The organism is Marinomonas posidonica IVIA-Po-181 (genome assembly GCF_000214215.1).
Classification (GTDB): Bacteria; Pseudomonadota; Gammaproteobacteria; order Pseudomonadales; family Marinomonadaceae; genus Marinomonas; species Marinomonas posidonica.
In genome coordinates this window covers 3,882,580-3,899,940 of sequence record NC_015559.1, presented here as the reverse complement: position 1 = coordinate 3,899,940, position 17,361 = coordinate 3,882,580, and the positions used below count along the sequence as shown (strand labels likewise).

18 protein-coding genes are annotated in these 17,361 nt (G+C 43.8%); 15 read left to right on the top strand and 3 right to left on the bottom strand.

The genetic code is table 11. The features are described 5' to 3' along the window. The first annotated feature begins 342 nt into the window (after positions 1-342). The 4 genes from rpmH (at position 343) to mnmE (ending at position 4,143) form a co-directional block, all read left to right on the top strand. On the top strand, positions 343-477 hold the full coding sequence (rpmH, locus tag MAR181_RS18290; protein WP_013663328.1) for a 50S ribosomal protein L34: 135 nt from the start codon (positions 343-345) through the stop codon (positions 475-477). Between the two features lie 8 nt (positions 478-485). Beyond that, the gene (gene rnpA, locus MAR181_RS17995; protein ID WP_013798024.1) at positions 486-884 is read left to right on the top strand and encodes a ribonuclease P protein component; all 399 of its coding nucleotides are present in this window, start codon (positions 486-488) and stop codon (positions 882-884) included. Between the two features lie 97 nt (positions 885-981). Then, positions 982-2,637: a membrane protein insertase YidC gene (yidC, locus tag MAR181_RS17990; protein WP_013798023.1), complete on the top strand. Its 1,656-nt coding sequence runs from the start codon at positions 982-984 to the stop codon at positions 2,635-2,637. Between the two features lie 126 nt (positions 2,638-2,763). Further along, entirely contained in the window at positions 2,764-4,143 is a 1,380-nt protein-coding gene (mnmE, locus tag MAR181_RS17985; RefSeq protein WP_013798022.1) for a tRNA uridine-5-carboxymethylaminomethyl(34) synthesis GTPase MnmE, read from the top strand. 2 nt (positions 4,144-4,145) lie between these two features. Here mnmE and MAR181_RS17980 read toward each other — a convergent pair whose 3' ends face one another. The 3 genes from MAR181_RS17980 to acuR form a co-directional block, all read right to left on the bottom strand. Then, positions 4,146-5,300, bottom strand: coding sequence for a glycerate kinase (locus MAR181_RS17980; RefSeq protein ID WP_013798021.1), 1,155 nt, complete (start codon positions 5,298-5,300; stop codon positions 4,146-4,148). Positions 5,301-5,331: 31 nt separating this feature from the next. Then, positions 5,332-6,321 (bottom strand): acrylyl-CoA reductase (NADPH), encoded by a 990-nt coding sequence (acuI, locus tag MAR181_RS17975; RefSeq protein ID WP_013798020.1) that lies wholly within the window; start codon positions 6,319-6,321, stop codon positions 5,332-5,334. Between the two features lie 77 nt (positions 6,322-6,398). Continuing rightward, on the bottom strand, positions 6,399-7,037 hold the full coding sequence (gene acuR, locus MAR181_RS17970; RefSeq protein ID WP_013798019.1) for an acrylate utilization transcriptional regulator AcuR: 639 nt from the start codon (positions 7,035-7,037) through the stop codon (positions 6,399-6,401). Positions 7,038-7,690: 653 nt separating this feature from the next. Here acuR and mnmG point away from each other — a divergent pair. From mnmG to atpG, 11 genes are all read left to right on the top strand, one after another. Continuing rightward, on the top strand, positions 7,691-9,580 hold the full coding sequence (mnmG, locus tag MAR181_RS17965; protein WP_013798018.1) for a tRNA uridine-5-carboxymethylaminomethyl(34) synthesis enzyme MnmG: 1,890 nt from the start codon (positions 7,691-7,693) through the stop codon (positions 9,578-9,580). Between the two features lie 39 nt (positions 9,581-9,619). Next, positions 9,620-10,246, top strand: a complete 627-nt coding sequence (gene rsmG / locus MAR181_RS17960; protein ID WP_013798017.1) for a 16S rRNA (guanine(527)-N(7))-methyltransferase RsmG — start codon at positions 9,620-9,622, stop codon at positions 10,244-10,246. A 3-nt stretch (positions 10,247-10,249) separates the two neighbouring features. Beyond that, positions 10,250-11,017: a ParA family protein gene (locus tag MAR181_RS17955; RefSeq protein WP_013798016.1), complete on the top strand. Its 768-nt coding sequence runs from the start codon at positions 10,250-10,252 to the stop codon at positions 11,015-11,017. Between the two features lie 46 nt (positions 11,018-11,063). After that, complete coding sequence (locus MAR181_RS17950) at positions 11,064-11,963, top strand: ParB/RepB/Spo0J family partition protein (RefSeq protein WP_013798015.1); 900 nt, start codon at positions 11,064-11,066, stop codon at positions 11,961-11,963. A gap of 163 nt (positions 11,964-12,126) precedes the next feature. Further along, positions 12,127-12,534: an ATP synthase subunit I gene (locus MAR181_RS17945; RefSeq protein ID WP_013798014.1), complete on the top strand. Its 408-nt coding sequence runs from the start codon at positions 12,127-12,129 to the stop codon at positions 12,532-12,534. Positions 12,535-12,586: 52 nt separating this feature from the next. Continuing rightward, the gene (gene atpB / locus MAR181_RS17940; protein WP_013798013.1) at positions 12,587-13,435 is read left to right on the top strand and encodes a F0F1 ATP synthase subunit A; all 849 of its coding nucleotides are present in this window, start codon (positions 12,587-12,589) and stop codon (positions 13,433-13,435) included. A 60-nt stretch (positions 13,436-13,495) separates the two neighbouring features. Beyond that, positions 13,496-13,753, top strand: coding sequence for a F0F1 ATP synthase subunit C (atpE, locus tag MAR181_RS17935; protein WP_012072127.1), 258 nt, complete (start codon positions 13,496-13,498; stop codon positions 13,751-13,753). A 57-nt stretch (positions 13,754-13,810) separates the two neighbouring features. After that, complete coding sequence (locus MAR181_RS17930) at positions 13,811-14,281, top strand: F0F1 ATP synthase subunit B (protein ID WP_013798012.1); 471 nt, start codon at positions 13,811-13,813, stop codon at positions 14,279-14,281. Between the two features lie 11 nt (positions 14,282-14,292). After that, on the top strand, positions 14,293-14,829 hold the full coding sequence (locus MAR181_RS17925; RefSeq protein ID WP_013798011.1) for a F0F1 ATP synthase subunit delta: 537 nt from the start codon (positions 14,293-14,295) through the stop codon (positions 14,827-14,829). Between the two features lie 38 nt (positions 14,830-14,867). Further along, a complete protein-coding gene (gene atpA, locus MAR181_RS17920) occupies positions 14,868-16,412 on the top strand; it encodes a F0F1 ATP synthase subunit alpha (protein ID WP_013798010.1) in 1,545 nt (514 codons plus the stop codon). Between the two features lie 81 nt (positions 16,413-16,493). After that, positions 16,494-17,354 (top strand): F0F1 ATP synthase subunit gamma, encoded by an 861-nt coding sequence (atpG, locus tag MAR181_RS17915; protein WP_013798009.1) that lies wholly within the window; start codon positions 16,494-16,496, stop codon positions 17,352-17,354. The last annotated feature ends 7 nt before the right edge of the window (positions 17,355-17,361 follow it).

Genomic DNA, 17,361 nt, shown 5'->3' with positions numbered 1-17,361 from the left:
AACACCTAGTTATACACATATAAATAAAAGATTATTTTTACCTTTTACACAGAAAAAAGTAATTTTAAGCGTATGTTTTATAAAAATTTTATTTATTAAAACTTTTATTTTGTGCATAAAAATAAGATTTTCTAAAAATCTTATCCACTTTAGCTGTACTAAGCTGTGCATAACCACTTTAATGCTTTTGTGGTTAAATTTTTAGCAATAAAAAACCAGCAAAGCATTGAACTTACTATGGAAAGGCTCTAAAATCCGCGCCCTGATTTGACAATCAAATGCTGAGGCTTGGCGACCGCTAACCCTCAAAACTGAAACACTGCTTCAGTGAGAGAAACTAAAATGAAAAGAACTTTTCAACCTAGCGTATTGAAACGCAAACGTAACCACGGTTTCCGTGCCCGCATGGCAACTAAAGGCGGACGTCAAGTTATCGCTCGTCGTCGTGCTCGCGGCCGTAAGGCTCTAAGCGCATAAACACGCTGATGACCGATTATTGTTTTCCCCGGCAAGTCAGGCTCCTGAATGCCGGGGATTATCAATCCGTTTTTAACGACACTTCTGCAAAAGTCTTTGCTGGCGAATTTCTTTTATTGGCTTACAAACGTGATGATGACCACGCTAGATTAGGTCTTATTGTGTCTAAAAAAACCGATAAAACCGCCGTAGGTCGAAACCGTATCAAGCGCTTGGTACGAGAATCTTTTCGTCATCATAAACTGCCTCTTGCCGGATTAGACATTGTCTTCTTAGCACGCAATGGCATTAAAGAAATTGACAATGAAACGTTAAGACCACGACTTGATAAGGCTTGGTCACAATTGGCTAAAAAAGCGAAAAACCCTTCCCAAATGAAAAAACGCTCGCATTCTAAGCAGAAATAGGCTGAAAAAACTGCCAAAGGCTGGTTTAATAGCGCGTGATTTTTCTAAAGGTTCAGTGAACCTACTTTTGTCTAACCAAACAAATTAGTTGAATACCATGGATTTCAGACGTTACTTTTTATGGGGCGCGCTTTTTATCAGTGGTTACCTACTGTTTTTACAGTGGAACCAAGATTACGGTCAACAATCGACCCAAAGTGTGGCTCAAAGCACTCAATCTCAAAATGAGACAAACTCTCAATTAAATGATGATTTGCCTCTAGCAACTCAAAACAACGCGGAAGCAAGCAGCGAAATTCCTCAAAGCATCAGCACCATTGCTCCAGGAAAGTTGATTGAAGTCACCACAGATACATTGCGGGTGGCCATCAACCCAGTTGGAGGGGATTTAGTTGAAGCCGCTTTATTGGAATACAAAAAAGAATTAGGGCAACCTGATCCATTTGTTATCCTCGAAGATGGTCCAGAAAGAACCTATGTCACACAGACAGGGTTAATTGGACGAAATGGGCCAGACGCCTCAACAGAAGGTCGTCCAGTATACCAGTCTGAACAAACCTCTTATCAATTAGCCGATGGCAAGGACTCACTGGATGTGAACCTGTATTACACCGATAAAAACGGTGTCAAATACACAAAAACCTTCCGCTTTATGAAAGGGACGTACCGTATTCGTCAGCTCATCACAGTGGATAACACCTCAGCCAATACTTGGCGTGGTAATTTATTTGCTCAGATCAAGCGTGATAATTCACCAGATCCAAGTAAAGCGACCAGCATGGGCTTACAACCTTACTTAGGTGGTGCCATTTCTGACGAAGAAACCAAATACAGCAAGGTTTCTTTCTCAGATATGGAAGAAGAACCCGTTAAAGTGACCACTACTCAAGGTTGGGTTGCGTTACTACAGCATTATTTTGTCTCAGCTTGGATCCCTGAACAGGGTCAAAAAGTGACCTTACAAGCACGTACTAACAATGGTTATAACATCATTGGTTTTACCGGCTCAGCTGTTGAAATTCCAGCCGGCAAACAAGGTACTATGAGCTCAACTTTTTATGTTGGTCCTAAGTTACAAGGACAACTTGAGGCAACCGCAGAAAACCTAGACTTAACCGTTGATTACGGTTGGTTATGGTGGCTTGCAAAACCACTGTTTTGGCTTCTGACCTTGATCCAGTCTTTTGTGATCAACTGGGGTGTCGCCATTATTCTTGTGGTGGTGTGTGTGAAAGCCATCTTCTTTAAGTTGTCTGCGACCAGTTATCGTTCCATGGCTAAAATGCGTAAATTTGGCCCTGAAATTGCCAAATTGAAAGACAAACATGGCGACGATCGTCAGAAAATGTCGCAAGCCATGATGGAGCTGTATAAGAAAGAGAAAATCAATCCATTGGGTGGCTGTCTACCAATCTTGGTACAAATGCCTGTGTTCCTTGCCTTGTACTGGGTATTAATGGAATCGGTTGAATTACGTCAGGCGCCATTCATCCTTTGGATTGACGACTTATCTGTGATGGACCCATTCTTTATTTTGCCAATTTTGATGGGCATCAGTATGTTTGTTCAGCAAGCTCTGAACCCAACACCACCAGATCCAATGCAAGCAAGAATTATGAAGATTATGCCAGTGGCATTTTCGATCTTCTTCTTATGGTTCCCGGCTGGTTTGGTTCTTTACTGGGTGACCAACAACACCTTGTCTATCCTTCAACAGTACGTCATCACTAAACGTATCGAAAGAGAAGACTAGGTTAGAAATGACTTTCTGATGCACTAAAAAGGCTTCCGAATGGAGGCCTTTTTTACGTTTAGATTGTCTTACTTCACTGTCTAGCAGACAATATCGTTAACCCTTTATTCTGTATCGAGCACTATTATGACCGATTTCCAATACGTCACCGACCAAGACACGATTGCCGCTCAAGCTACCGCGCCAGGCCGAGGTGGCGTTGGGATTATTCGTTTATCTGGTCCCAGAAGCCTTGCCATTGCCAAACAGATTATTGGTTTTGAGCCTACACCACGTTATGCCCATTATGTGCCTTTTAAACAAGCTGATGGCGAACAGCTCGATATGGGCTTAGCCATTTACTTCCCAGGGCCAAACTCCTTTACGGGCGAAGATGTGTTTGAACTGCAAGGCCATGGTGGCCCGGTGATTATGGACATGTTACTAAGCCATTGCGTGAGTTTAGGCGCACGATTAGCACGTCCAGGAGAATTTTCTGAACGTGCTTTCATGAACGATAAAATGGATTTAACGCAAGCGGAAGCCATTGCCGATTTAATCGACAGTACCTCGGAACAAGCTGCAAAATGTGCTTTACGCTCCTTACAAGGTGCTTTCTCTAAGCGCGTGGATGAATTAGTTGAGGCGTTAATTCACTTGCGAATTTACGTTGAGGCGGCCATTGATTTTCCCGAAGAAGAAATTGATTTTATCGGCGATGGCAAGGTTGCCAGTGAATTAGATGAAATCCAGACAAAACTTGCTGATGTCCTGAAAGAAGCCAATCAAGGCGCTTTAATTCGCGAAGGTATGAACGTGGTCATTGCAGGTCGACCTAATGCTGGCAAATCCAGTTTGCTCAATGCCTTATCCGGTAAAGAGTCCGCCATCGTCACCAATATTGAAGGTACCACTCGCGATGTGTTGCGTGAACACATTCACCTAGATGGCATGCCTTTGCACATTATCGATACAGCCGGCTTACGAGACAGCCCAGATGAAGTGGAGCGCATCGGCATTCAACGAGCTTGGGATGAGATTCAAAAAGCCGACCGTATTTTGATGATGGTAGATAGCCAATCTATCGACAGTAAAGACCCAAAGGAAATTTGGCCAGAATTTATGGCCAAACTGGGCAACCAAAATGCCATTACCGTGATTCGTAATAAAGTGGATTTAACAAAGGATCAGATTGGTTTAGAGGATCACCAAGGCGTACCTGTGATCTCGTTATCAGCCAAAACTGGCGATGGGATTCAGCACCTAACAGACCATTTAAAAACCGTGATGGGCTTTGATAGCACGACTGAGGGCGGCTTTATTGCTCGTCGTCGCCACATAGAAGCTTTAAACAAAGCCAATCGTTTCCTCGAAGCGGGTAATGAGCAATTACACGGTTATGGGGCAGGGGAGTTATTGGCCGAAGATTTAAAAGAGGCACAACAAGCGCTGAGCGAAATCACTGGTGCTTTCACCAGTGATGATTTACTCGGCCGCATTTTTGGCTCTTTCTGTATCGGTAAATAGTACTAGACCATTTTATCTAATTGCAGACATGCCGCCACATTACGCGCTGTGGCGGTCACATTGCGCTCAGCGTCCGCTAGCACTTGGTCTAACTCCGCCAATCCAGGAATAATCGGGAAAATGGCCTTCATTCCGTGTGCCAATATCACCTCAGCCTCCTCACCAAAACAACCCGCAATGCCAATAACCGGCACATCAGCCATGTTGGCCTGCTGTAAGACCCCCATAGGCGTCTTACCGAACACCGTTTGGCCATCGATTCGACCTTCACCGGTGATCACCAAATCCGCGTCTTTGATTTTGTTTGCAAACCCCACGCTGTCCATAACAATGTCGATGCCTGGTTTTAATTCCGCGTTTAACAGACTTCTCATGGCAAACCCCATACCACCCGCCGCGCCAACACCAGGGACATCTCGTTGATCAGCAAAGCCCGATTTGACCATCACATCAGCAAAATGACCGAGCGCCGTATCCAATTTATTAATCATATCTTGGGTAGCGCCTTTTTGTGGACCAAAAATCGCCGATGCGCCATTATCCCCACACAAGGGATTGGTCACATCACAAGCGACTTCTATCTGACATTGCGCCAATTTAGGGTGACCTTGACTGACATCCACCGTCTCTAGATCCATCAAAGCCAAACCACCGGCACCTAGGGGTTTACCAGCGGCATCCAAAAAATGCATGCCCAAAGCTTGTGCCATGCCTAAACCAGCATCATTGGTTGCACTGCCACCTAAACCAAGAATAATGTGCTTGATGCCGCGATCCAACGCATCTTTGATCAGTTCGCCAGTACCATAACTCGTCGTAATGTAAGGGTCCCGCTGATCACGAGGCACCAAATGCAAGCCTGACGCAGACGCCATTTCAATAACCGCTGTTGTCGTTAATTGCTCATCAGTACTACCTAAAATGCCATAATGTGCTTCAACTTTTTCACCCAAAGGCCCTGTCACTTCAAGAAAAACCATTTCTCCCTGTGTCGCATCCACCATAGATTGCACGGTTCCCTCACCGCCATCCGCCATGGGTAATTTGATGTATTCGGCTTGAGGAAAAATTTGCCGAAAACCCATTTCTATGGCATTGGCAACCTGCATTGCCGTGAGACTTTCTTTGAAGGAATCCGGTGCAATTATGACTTTCATAGCTATCCTTGTAATTCAGCAAGATGACATATTAGTCTTCGGTCAGATTCACCAACACACGACCACGTACTTTTCCATCAAGCAATTTATAGGCCGTTTCAATGGCTTCGTCTAACGAAATTTCTTCACAAATCTCTTGGTAATCACTGTCTTCCAGTAATTCACTCAAGATTTTCCAAGCTTCTAAGCGATCAGCAATAGGACGCATAACACTGTCTATGCCAATTAAACTCACACCACGAAGAATAAAGGGGGCCACTGACGCCGGTAAATCCATCCCTTGAGCTAAACCACACGCGGTCACAACTCCACCATATTGGGTAGAAGCACAGGCATTGGCTAAGGTATGACTACCAACACAATCCACCACACCAGCCCAGCGCTCTTTTTGTAAGGGTTTGCCACTTTCCGATAAGCTCGCTCGATCAATAATCTCAGCAGCCCCTAACGATTTCAGATAAGTTTCTTGACTCATTCGCCCCGTGGAAGCCACCACTCGGTAACCAAGACGGCTTAATAAACGAATGGCAAAACTTCCCACGCCACCGTTTGCACCCGTTACTAAAATGTCACCTGACTCTGGTACGACACCTTGTTTTTGTAGCGCGAGGACTGACAACATGGCGGTATATCCCGCCGTTCCTACCATCATAGCCTGCTGTGGCGTCATCTTTTCAGGTAGTGGAATCAACCAATCACTCTTAAGTCGGGCTTTTTGAGATAATCCGCCCCAATGCGCTTCACCCACACCAAAGCCATTAAGCAACACCAACTCACCTGGTTGAAAACCATCACTATCAGAATTGACGACACGCCCAACTAGATCAATGCCAGGGACCATTGGGTAACTGCGTGCAATACGACCTTTTCCGGTAATGGCCAAAGCATCTTTATAATTCAATGTGCTGTAGAGCACCTCTACCAATACATCACCATTGGGCAGCTGGTCATCAGTTAAATTTGTCAATGTACATTGCTGCTGACCTGATTCTGTCTGTTCGATAATAAGGCTTTTAAACATGTATTACTCCTTTTAGACCAGTCGTCTAATTAAATAGTTAAAAAAACCAGATGACATTCATCTGGTTCACTCACCAATTATTCTGACGTCAAAATGTTTGCTAGATAAAACGTCATGTAGCTTTCTAATGGCTGACACGATTTTAACAATCGAGCTCTATGAACGGCTCCTTCCCAGCCCAACCAAAAAATTTGTGCCAATTGACTGGCATCGTCTTTAAACATTAATACCCCGCTCTCTTTTCCGGCCAGTAAATACTGAGCTAACTTGTCTTGCCAACTCTGATAACAAGCTTGAATTTGCTGGTTAAAAGACTCAGATAAGAGCACTGACTCTTGTTCAAGATTTCCCACCAAACAACCTCGTTTAAAGTGATGACGAGCCATGCCATCACAAGCATCTTGTGAAAATTGCACAAGCCGCTGTTGATAAGGTATTTCCTCATTCAGCAGAAAATAATCAAGCTTACTCTCAAAATATTGCTGATAAGCCTTTAATACTTCTAAGCCAAACGCTTCTTTGTTAGAAAAGTAATGATAAAAAGAACCTTTTGGCACCCCAACAGACTTAAGAATGGGTTCAATGCCACTGACCGTAAAGCCTTTTTCCGTCAACATGGCCATACCAGCACGCAGTAACGCCAATTTGCTATCTTCCAAAACGGACGATTCACTCTTGGGTCGACCACGAGGCCGTCTTGTATTCAGTTCAACCATGACACCAACCTATTAATTCAATGTCATTAAAATAGACTAGTCGTCTATAAAATTCAAATGTGAATAAAGAGCGAAGACGATCAGACGAATTCACTGTATTTATCAACAGTAAAAAAGTGTTCTAACAAAGATTATGACTTTATTTTCAATTTATTTCTGTGGATTGTTTTCTTTTATTTTTTCTAAAAAAGCCGCATAAAAATACATTTTTTTTATATAAATCATAAAGTTAATTGAAAATTTCATCTTTAAAAGGACTGTTGATAACTTTGGTGATAGGTTGAAAAGAAGTTTTGCACAGTTTTTAACAAAAAAGGAATATAAAATCCCTTCTGTATAACTCCCTTACTTATGCACAAGAATGGGTTATCCACATAACAGGAAAAAGAACCCTATTTAAACAAGTTGTTATGTTCATAACATCATGAAATTTATGGATTTTTATTATTTATAAACAGATTTTGGCTTGCTATATAGACATAACATTAATAAAAAACACTATATATACTTCTTTATTTAATAATATTGATGACCGGATAAAGCCGTCGTGCATCTCTTTCTTTTTAAAAATTAGCCTTTATACTAAGCGCCCTTATCCGAAATTGATCGTTTTTTATTCATTTGTTCTACTTACTAGTAATATCGAGGTTCCCGTGGATTTCCCAAGCCGCTTTGATGTGATTGTGGTGGGTGGCGGACATGCTGGCACTGAAGCCGCTTTGGCTGCTGCTCGTATGGGGGTGAAAACCCTTCTGCTTTCACACAACATTGAAACTTTAGGACAAATGTCCTGTAACCCTGCCATTGGTGGTATTGGGAAGTCCCACTTAGTCAAGGAAATTGATGCTTTAGACGGTGCAATGGCACTGGCGACAGACCAAGCAGGCATCCAATTTCGAACGTTAAATTCCCGCAAAGGTCCGGCAGTGCGAGCGACTCGTGCCCAAGCCGATCGTATCTTGTATAAAGCGGCCATTCGTCACCAACTTGAAAATCAAGAAAACCTTTGGTTGTTTCAACAATCGGTTGAAGATCTTATTGTTGAAGAGGGTGCAGCCCGTGGCGTCATCACCCAAACAGGCATTCGTTTTAACAGTAAAACGGTTGTGTTAACCGCAGGAACATTTCTTGGTGGTGTGATCCATATTGGTCTACAAAATCATGCTGGTGGTCGGGCGGGTGATCCTCCTTCCATCGGTTTAGCTGAAAAACTGCGAGCTTTACCTTTCCAAGTGGATCGACTTAAAACAGGAACGCCACCTAGAATTGACGCTCGATCTGTTGATTTTACCCAAATGCAGCCTCAACCAGGCGATGACATTACGCCGGTTATGTCTTACATGGGGAGTCGAGATCTACACCCTCGTCAAATTGAGTGTTTCATTACGCATACGAACGAACGTACTCACGATATTATTCGTAGTGGCATGGATCGTTCACCTATGTACACAGGTGTGATTGAAGGGGTTGGACCACGTTATTGTCCGTCAATTGAAGATAAAATTGTGCGCTTTGCGGATAAAAATTCGCATCAAATTTTCATTGAGCCTGAAGGTTTAACAACTCATGAGTTGTATCCTAATGGGATTTCGACGTCACTGCCATTTGACGTACAAATTGAGTTGGTTCGTTCAATGAAAGGCATGGAAAATGCTCATATAACGCGACCAGGTTATGCCATCGAGTACGATTACTTTAATCCACAAGGATTGAAATACTCACTTGAAACCAAGCACATGTCAGGGCTGTTTTTTGCCGGTCAAATTAATGGCACCACAGGCTATGAAGAAGCAGGGGCCCAGGGTTTGCTAGCTGGGGCCAATGCAGCGTTATTAGCACAAGAAAAAGACCCTTGGACACCTCGACGAGATGAAGCTTATCTTGGGGTTTTGGTTGATGATTTGATTACCATGGGCACCAAAGAACCGTATCGTATGTTCACCAGCCGTGCGGAATATCGTCTTATTCTACGTGAAGACAATGCAGACATGCGTTTAACCGAAAAAGGTCGTGAACTTGGTTTGGTTTCAGATGAGCGTTGGGCGGCATTTTGTCATAAACGTGAAGCCATTGAACAAGAAACTCAGCGTTTAAAATCCAGCTGGATTGTGCCGAACTCTGTGGAAGCAGAGGCCATTAATCCTAAGTTGGAGACGCCGATTAGTCATGAATACAACTTGTTGGATTTGTTAAAACGTCCAGGAATTGTCTATCAGGACATTGCGAATCTAAAAAATAGTCCTGAGCAGAGTGTTGATGAACAAGTCTCTGAGCAAGTTCAAATTACCGTCAAATACGCCGGTTATATTGCTCGTCAGGCGGAAGACATTGAGCGTTTACGTCGCCAAGAAAATACGCCATTGCCGGCGGATCTGGATTACAGTCAAATGGAAGGTTTATCGAATGAGATCAAACAAAAATTGAACGAAGCGCGCCCCGAAAGTCTTGCTGCTGCCTCTAGAATTCAAGGTGTGACGCCTGCTGCGGTGTCCTTATTGTTAATTCATTTGAAAAAGCGTGCCATTGCTAAGAAAAGTGCCTAAAATCAGCAGTCGAAATTTGCCAATTTAAACGGATCGATTGTGACGCACTTTGATACCATCCAAAAAGGCGCCCAACAAATGGGCGCTGCTTTATCCGATGACACTATTCAACGCCTTGTAAGTTACCTTGCAATGTTGGAAAAATGGAATAAAGCCTATAACTTGACCGCTATTCGTGATGTCGAACAAATGATTTCTTTGCATTTGTTCGACAGTTTAGCGACCTTACCCTACATCCAAGGTGAAAAAATCATCGATGTGGGAACCGGACCTGGTTTACCTGGTATGGTGCTTGCTATATGTTATCCTGACAAAGCATTCACTTTGTTAGACAGTAATGGCAAAAAAACCCGTTTTTTGACCCAAGTTAAAATGGAATTAGACGTTGCGAATGTCACGGTAGCTAATGAGCGAGTTGAAAAACATCCGCATCAGGGTGAATACGATCATGTTATTTCTCGAGCCTTTGCTTCAATAGAAGACATGATCAATTGGACTTTGCCTCTACCCAAACAATCGGGTAACTTTTTAGCTATGAAGGGTGTATTCCCTAATGAGGAAATAGCGGCACTGCCGAAAGAGGTAGAAGTACTTTCGATAGATCCTCTTTCCGTGCCAAGTGTTCAGGCAGAGCGCCATATGGTTGTAATGGCGCGTAAAGGATAAAGCATGGCTAGAATCATCGCAGTGACGAATCAAAAAGGTGGCGTAGGCAAGACGACAACATGTGTCAATTTGGCTGCCTCTCTGACGGCTATGAAGCGTCGAGTACTACTTATTGATTTGGATCCACAAGGAAACGCGACAACAGGCAGTGGCCTCATCAAAGAAGAATTAGACACCAGTGTCTATGATGTGCTGGTGGGCTCCCATGGCGTGAAAGACGTTATGAAAAAATGCTCACCTGGTGATTACTGGGTGTTGCCTGCGAACGGAGACTTGACTGGTGCGGAGGTAGCTCTGTTGGATTTGCCCAGCAAGGAAACTCGCTTGCGAGCTGGCCTTTACGAAGTGGACAATGACTTTGACTACATCTTGTTGGATTGTCCGCCAGCCTTGAATATGCTGACTGTTAATGCCTTGGCTGCATCACAAGGGGTGTTGATTCCGGTGCAGTGTGAATATTATGCGCTTGAGGGGTTAACAGCATTGTTGCAAACCATAGAGCGCATTACCCAAGCATTAAACCCTTCTTTAGAGGTCGAAGGTATCCTACGAACCATGTATGATCCCCGTCCTAGTTTGACTCATGATGTGTCGGTACAGTTGCATAAATACTTTGGTAATAAGGTGTATGACACTGTGATCCCAAGAAACATTCGATTGGCTGAGTCACCCAGCTATGGTCTACCAGTACTGCATTATGAAAAGCAGTCTCGTGGTGCCATCGCGTATTTGGCGCTCGCTGGTGAATTTATTCGTAAACGAGCGGCGTAATTAGGTTGAAATCATACCTGCTTTAATTGCAATTAAGGTTAATGAAATGACGATGAAAAAAAGAGGCCTAGGTCGAGGTTTAGATGCGTTATTGGCACCTCAAACGAGTGTGACCAAAGACATAGATAATGACTCGGCAGAAGATCAGATTAAAGGGCTGACTTATTTACCTGTTGATTGGCTGTCTAAGGGTAAGTTCCAACCTCGTCGTGACATGAATACCGCGCAACTTGAAGATCTTGCGGCTTCCATTCGCACTCAAGGCATTATGCAGCCTATTGTGGTACGTCCAATCAGTGGTGGCGGGACAGATCAATATGAAATTATTGCTGGTGAGCGTCGCTGGCGTGCGGCGAAATTAGCCGGTTTAGAGCAAGTGCCAGTGATTGTGCGTCATGTGGAAGACGCTGATGCGGTGGTGCTGGCGTTGATTGAAAACATTCAACGTGAAGACTTAAACCCAGTAGAAGAAGCCTTGGCTTTACAGCGATTGGTTGAAGATTTCCATTTAACGCAACAAGAAGTCGCGGATACTGTCGGTAAGTCTCGTTCTGCGGTCGCTAATCTATTGCGTTTACTTGGTTTGACGCCAGAGGTTAGACGCCTGTTGGAGCATGGTGATATTGAAATGGGTCATGCTCGTGCTTTGTTACCATTAGAGCACGATAAACAAATTCAGGCTGCGTCACAGGTGGTGACGAAATCTTTGTCGGTTCGAGAAACGGAAAGATTGGCTAAGAATTATCAGGTCAGTAGTGATAACTCGACTGAAAGTAAGCCTACTCTGCCTGATTTGAGTGCAGAAGCTGAGCGTATTAGCCAAAAAATCAATGCCGCGGTAAAAATTCAGCCAAGTGCGAAAGGAAAAGGCAAGTTAGTCATTGAGTATCGTAACCCTGAACACTTGGAGCTCTTAATTAGCGAGTTATTAGAGCAAAAGGGATGAGTTTCTGGGAATGTGTATTTTTGTATTCAAAATCTGAGCCTTTTAAAGTGATTTAGCCGATCACTTTAAGTTGAACCCCGTCGCTATTACCCCTATAATGCCTCGAATTTTATAAATCGCCACATTGGTTGCACTTTTGTAGTGCGATATAGAGAGTTTAGAAATGGGGAATCAAAAACCGCGTCGCGCTAGTGAAATCCTTAGCGCAAAAAAGAAAGCGGTGTTGCGTTTCTTGCTGTTACAAGTATTTCTTTCTATTTTTACTGCGCTGGGAATTTTTTTTATTGCCGGTGGTTTGTATGGGTACTCTTTTATTCTGGGGGCTCTGTCCAGCATTATCCCGAGCATGTTTATGGCATGGCGGATGTTTGGTAAAAAAGGCACGCAGCCGGCGAAAGAAATGGTCAGAACATTTTATCGTGGAGAAGCAAGTAAATTGGCTATGACAGTGTGTTTGTTGTCGCTGGTTTTTCTACTGATAAAACCCTTGTCTGCGGGGGCTTTTTTCGCAGGTTTTGGGATCGCTATATTGAGTCACTGGCTCAGCCCTATTTTATTGCGAAACGCATAAAATTTGTGGGCATAAAAAGAATTTTAATCATTGAGAGAGTGTGGGTATTAGTATGGGGATTGAAAGTCCAAGTGCTGCATCTTATATAAAGCACCACCTTCAGAACTTGACCTTTGGTCAACACCCTGATGGGACATGGGGATTTGCTCATAGTGCGAAAGAAGCCGCTGAGATGGGATTTTGGGCCATCCATTTAGACACATTGGCCGTTTCGGCTGCTTTGGGTCTATTGTTTTTATGGTTGTTCCGTATCGCAGCGAAAAAGGCGTCGACCGATACACCAACAGGTCTACAAAATTTTGTAGAACTAATGGTTGAGTTCGTAGATGGCAGTGTTAAAGAAACCTTCCACGGAAAGAGTAAAGTGATAGCGCCTTTGGCGTTAACCATCTTTGTGTGGGTATTCTTGTTGAACTTGATGGACTTGGTTCCGGTGGATTTCTTACCGGCTGTTGCTCAGTTTATCGGGGTGAATGTATTTGGTGCGGATCCGCATTATGTCTACTTTAAATTTGTACCAACAACCGACTTGAATGCCACTCTAGGTATGTCTTTGTCTGTCTTCGTATTGATTGTTTTTTACAGTATTAAAGTAAAAGGGATCAGTGGCTTTGTTGGCGAATTAACCTTGCAACCATTTGGTAAGTGGATGATTCCTTTTAACTTCTTGTTGGAAGGCGTTGGTCTACTTGCGAAGCCAGTATCACTAGCACTACGACTATTTGGTAACTTGTATGCTGGTGAATTGATCTTCATTCTGATTGCTCTTTTACCATGGGGTCTACAATGGGCGCTCTCTGTTCCATGGGCAATCTTCCATATTTTGGTCATCGTGCTTCAAGCTTTCATCTTTATGATGTTGACTATCGTCTACCTGAGTATGGCGCACGAAGATCACTAAAAGTGTGTTCTTAAAGTAATAATTTTTTAAATCTAAAACTGTGAAAATGTAGGAGTTAAAATGGAAACTGTAGTTGGTCTTACTGCGATTGCTGTAGCCCTTCTGATCGGTCTAGGTGCCCTAGGTACTGCGATTGGTTTCGGTATCTTAGGTGGAAAATTCTTGGAAGGCGCTGCGCGTCAACCAGAGATGGTTCCAATGCTACAAGTTAAAATGTTCATCGTAGCGGGTCTTCTAGATGCCGTAACTATGATCGGTGTTGGTATTGCACTTTTCTTCACGTTCGCGAATCCTTTTGTTGCTTTGGTCGCTGGTTAATATTCTGCAAAACTTTGCAGAAATAAATTTTAAACGACTAAAAGCGAGGGTATTAGCGTGAATTTAAATCTCACACTTGTAGGCCAAGCTATCTCGTTTGCCATTTTCGTCTGGTTCTGCATGAAATTTGTGTGGCCACCAGTGATTGCTGCGCTTGAAGAGCGTAGCAAGAAAATTGCAGACGGTTTGGAAGCAGCGAATCGTGCCTCACGTGATCTTGAATTGGCTCAAGAACAAGCCGATAAGATTTTACGTGACAGCAAAGAGAACGCGGCCGAGATTATTGAACAAGCCAACAAACGTGCGAACCAAATGATCGACGAGGCAAAAGAGCAAGTAATCGCTGACGGTAAACGTCTGCGTGAAGCGGCTCAAGCTGAAATAGAGCAAGATGCATTGCGTGCTAAAGAAGCATTGCGTGCTCAGGTTTCTGCTCTAGCATTTGCCGGCGCCGAGAAAATTTTGGGAGCCACCATTGACGAAAAAGCACATAGCGAGATCGTTGAACAGCTCGCCAAAGAGCTTTAAGCGAGGGTCTAATGGCTGAATTAAAAACAGTCGCGCGACCGTATGCCAAAGCGGCTTTTGAAGTAGCGAAAGAGCAAGGCCAGATTGCACAATGGGCGGATATGCTTGGCATATTGGCTGCTGTGACAACCGAACCTAAGCTTCATCAAGCACTTGAAAATCCCGCTTTTAGTGCGGAAGAAAAGGCAAACGCTCTAGCCGATGTTTGTGCAGAAGTAGCAACAGAGCAAGGAAAAGCATTTTTGCTAGCCCTTGCTGAGAACAAGCGTTTAGCGCTTCTTCCAGCTATTTCAGAACTTTTTGTTTTGTTTAAACTGAATTATGAGAAAGCCGTAAATGTTGAATTTACAACTGCTTTTGATTTATCAGCAGAACAAACACAAGCATTAGCGGATTCATTGAGTAAAAAGTTGGACCGTACTGTCAACTTAACCAGTGAAACAGACGTAAGCCTAATTGGTGGCGTGGTTATCCGTACCGGTGACTTAATCATCGACGGTTCAGTACGCGGTAAATTAGCGAAACTGTCCGAGGCGATAAACTCCTAGTGTTCCGTTAAGTCGAAACCAGGGTTGAGGAATTTAGCATGCAGCAACTGAATCCATCTGAGATCAGCGAGATTATCAAGAAGCGCATCGAGAACCTCGATGTTTCTTCTGATGCCCAGAATGAGGGCACAATTGTCAGCGTGGCAGACGGTATCGTTCTGATCCACGGTCTGGCAGATGTTATGTACGGGGAAATGATTGAATTCCCTGGTGGTGTTTACGGTATGGCCTTGAACCTAGAGCGTGACTCTGTAGGTGCGGTTGTATTGGGTAACTACCAAGACCTAGTTGAAGGTCAAAAAGTAAAATGTACAGGTCGTATTTTAGAAGTTCCAGTAGGACCTGAATTGCTAGGCCGCGTAGTTGACGCTTTAGGTAATCCTATTGACGGCAAAGGCGCAGTTGACGCAAAACTAACTGACAAAGTCGAGAAAGTTGCGCCTGGCGTAATCGACCGTCAGTCAGTTGATCAACCAATCCAAACGGGTTACAAGGCAATTGATGCCATGGTACCGGTAGGTCGTGGTCAACGTGAGTTGATCATCGGTGACCGTCAGGTTGGTAAAACGGCTTTGGCGATCGACACCATTATTGCTCAGAAACACAGTGGCATTAAATGTGTGTACGTCGCGATTGGTCAAAAACAATCTACTATTGCAAACGTTGTACGTAAGCTTGAAGAAGCTGGCGCGATGGAATACACCACTGTGGTTGCAGCTGGTGCTTCTGATCCTGCGTCTATGCTGTTCCTTGCGCCATACACCGGTTGTTCAATGGGTGAATACTTCCGTGACCGCGGTGAAGATGCATTGATCATTTATGATGATTTGACCAAGCAAGCTTGGGCTTACCGTCAAATCTCTTTGCTACTTCGTCGTCCACCAGGTCGTGAAGCTTACCCAGGTGATGTTTTCTATCTTCACTCTCGTCTTCTTGAGCGTGCTTCTCGTGTTAGTGCAGACTATGTTGAGAAGTTCACTAACGGTGAAGTAAAAGGCCAAACTGGATCTTTGACTGCTTTGCCTATCATCGAGACACAAGGTGGTGACGTATCTGCGTTCGTACCAACTAACGTAATCTCCATCACAGATGGTCAGATTTTCCTTGAAACGAGTTTGTTCAACTCTGGTATTCGTCCAGCGATGAACGCCGGTATTTCCGTTTCTCGTGTAGGTGGTGCAGCGCAAACTAAGATCGTTAAGAAACTTGGTGGCGGTATTCGTCTTGCTTTGGCTCAGTATCGTGAATTGGCGGCGTTCGCTCAGTTCGCATCTGACCTAGACGAAGCAACTCGTAAGCAGTTAGAACACGGTAAGCAGGTAACTGAACTGATGAAACAGAAGCAGTTCTCTCCAATGCCTGTTGCTGATATGGGTGTTGTTCTTTACGCTGCTAATGATGGCTACCTTGAAGATGTTGAAACAAGCAAGATTGCCGGTTTTGAAAGTTCTTTGTTGAGCTACATGAACAGCGAACACGCTGATCTAATGGCTGACATTAACAAAACAGGTAATTTTAACGGCGAGATTGAAGCGACATTTAAAGCGGCAATCGAGAAGTTTAAAGCGACACAAACTTGGTAATGTTGTTGGTGACAAGTCTTTGATCTTGTCACCATCTTCTTGCAGTTTGTGAAATAACATTCTCACAAGGGCAGTTCTATTATGGCAGTCGGAAAAGAGATACGTACTCAGATTTCGAGCATTAACAATACGCGTAAAATTACTCGTGCCATGGAAAAAGTGGCCGCTAGTAAGACGCGTAAAGCTCAGGATCGTATGGCCGCTTCTCGTCCGTATGCGGAACGAATTCGCCAAGTTGTTGGTCATTTGGCCAACGCGAATCCTGAGTATAAACACCGTTACCTTACCGAGCGTGAGGCGAAGCGTGTTGGTTATATCGTAATCTCTTCTGATCGTGGTTTGTGTGGTGGCTTAAACGTAAACGTGTTTAAAGCGGCTATCAAAGATATGAAACAGTTTGCTGATTCAGGTGTTGAAATTGACATCTGTGCTATTGGCTCAAAAGCCGTTTCATTCTTTCGCAACTACGGCGGAAATGTAACAGCCGCCTACACAGGTTTAGGTGATGCACCTAAAGCCGACGATTTAGTTGGTAGTGTGAAGGTCATGTTAGACGCATTTGATGATGGTCGAATTGATCAATTGTTTGTGGTCTCTAACGAGTTCGTGAATACCATGACTCAGAAGCCAACAGTTGAACAGCTTTTACCATTAAAAGCGGAAGAGAATACAGAGTTACAGCACCACTGGGATTACATCTATGAGCCTGAAGCCGTTGAAATTTTGAACGAGTTATTGGTTCGCTATATTGAATCTCAAGTGTATCAATCAGTGGTTGAGAACATTGCATGTGAACAAGCAGCTCGTATGCTTGCGATGAAAAATGCAACGGACAACGCTGGTGATATCATTGATGAATTACAGCTGGTGTACAACAAGGCTCGTCAAGCAGCGATTACTCAGGAAATTTCTGAGATAGTCAGCGGCGCGGCAGCGGTTTAAGGTATTA

Bases quoted from the DNA above. Each gene is read 5' to 3' on its own strand.
- MAR181_RS17955 (WP_013798016.1), top strand. From the start codon at position 10,250: ATGGCTAGAATCATCGCAGTGACGAATCAAAAAGGTGGCGTAGGCAAG.
- rnpA (WP_013798024.1), top strand. From the start codon at position 486: ATGACCGATTATTGTTTTCCCCGGCAAGTCAGGCTCCTGAATGCCGGG.
- MAR181_RS17925 (WP_013798011.1), top strand. From the start codon at position 14,293: ATGGCTGAATTAAAAACAGTCGCGCGACCGTATGCCAAAGCGGCTTTT.
- atpA (WP_013798010.1), top strand. From the start codon at position 14,868: ATGCAGCAACTGAATCCATCTGAGATCAGCGAGATTATCAAGAAGCGC.
- acuI (WP_013798020.1), bottom strand. From the start codon at position 6,321: ATGTTTAAAAGCCTTATTATCGAACAGACAGAATCAGGTCAGCAGCAA.
- MAR181_RS17950 (WP_013798015.1), top strand. From the start codon at position 11,064: ATGACGATGAAAAAAAGAGGCCTAGGTCGAGGTTTAGATGCGTTATTG.
- atpE (WP_012072127.1), top strand. From the start codon at position 13,496: ATGGAAACTGTAGTTGGTCTTACTGCGATTGCTGTAGCCCTTCTGATC.
- atpG (WP_013798009.1), top strand. From the start codon at position 16,494: ATGGCAGTCGGAAAAGAGATACGTACTCAGATTTCGAGCATTAACAAT.
- mnmE (WP_013798022.1), top strand. From the start codon at position 2,764: ATGACCGATTTCCAATACGTCACCGACCAAGACACGATTGCCGCTCAA.
- MAR181_RS17945 (WP_013798014.1), top strand. From the start codon at position 12,127: ATGGGGAATCAAAAACCGCGTCGCGCTAGTGAAATCCTTAGCGCAAAA.
- yidC (WP_013798023.1), top strand. From the start codon at position 982: ATGGATTTCAGACGTTACTTTTTATGGGGCGCGCTTTTTATCAGTGGT.
- acuR (WP_013798019.1), bottom strand. From the start codon at position 7,037: ATGGTTGAACTGAATACAAGACGGCCTCGTGGTCGACCCAAGAGTGAA.
- MAR181_RS17980 (WP_013798021.1), bottom strand. From the start codon at position 5,300: ATGAAAGTCATAATTGCACCGGATTCCTTCAAAGAAAGTCTCACGGCA.
- rpmH (WP_013663328.1), top strand. From the start codon at position 343: ATGAAAAGAACTTTTCAACCTAGCGTATTGAAACGCAAACGTAACCAC.
- atpB (WP_013798013.1), top strand. From the start codon at position 12,587: ATGGGGATTGAAAGTCCAAGTGCTGCATCTTATATAAAGCACCACCTT.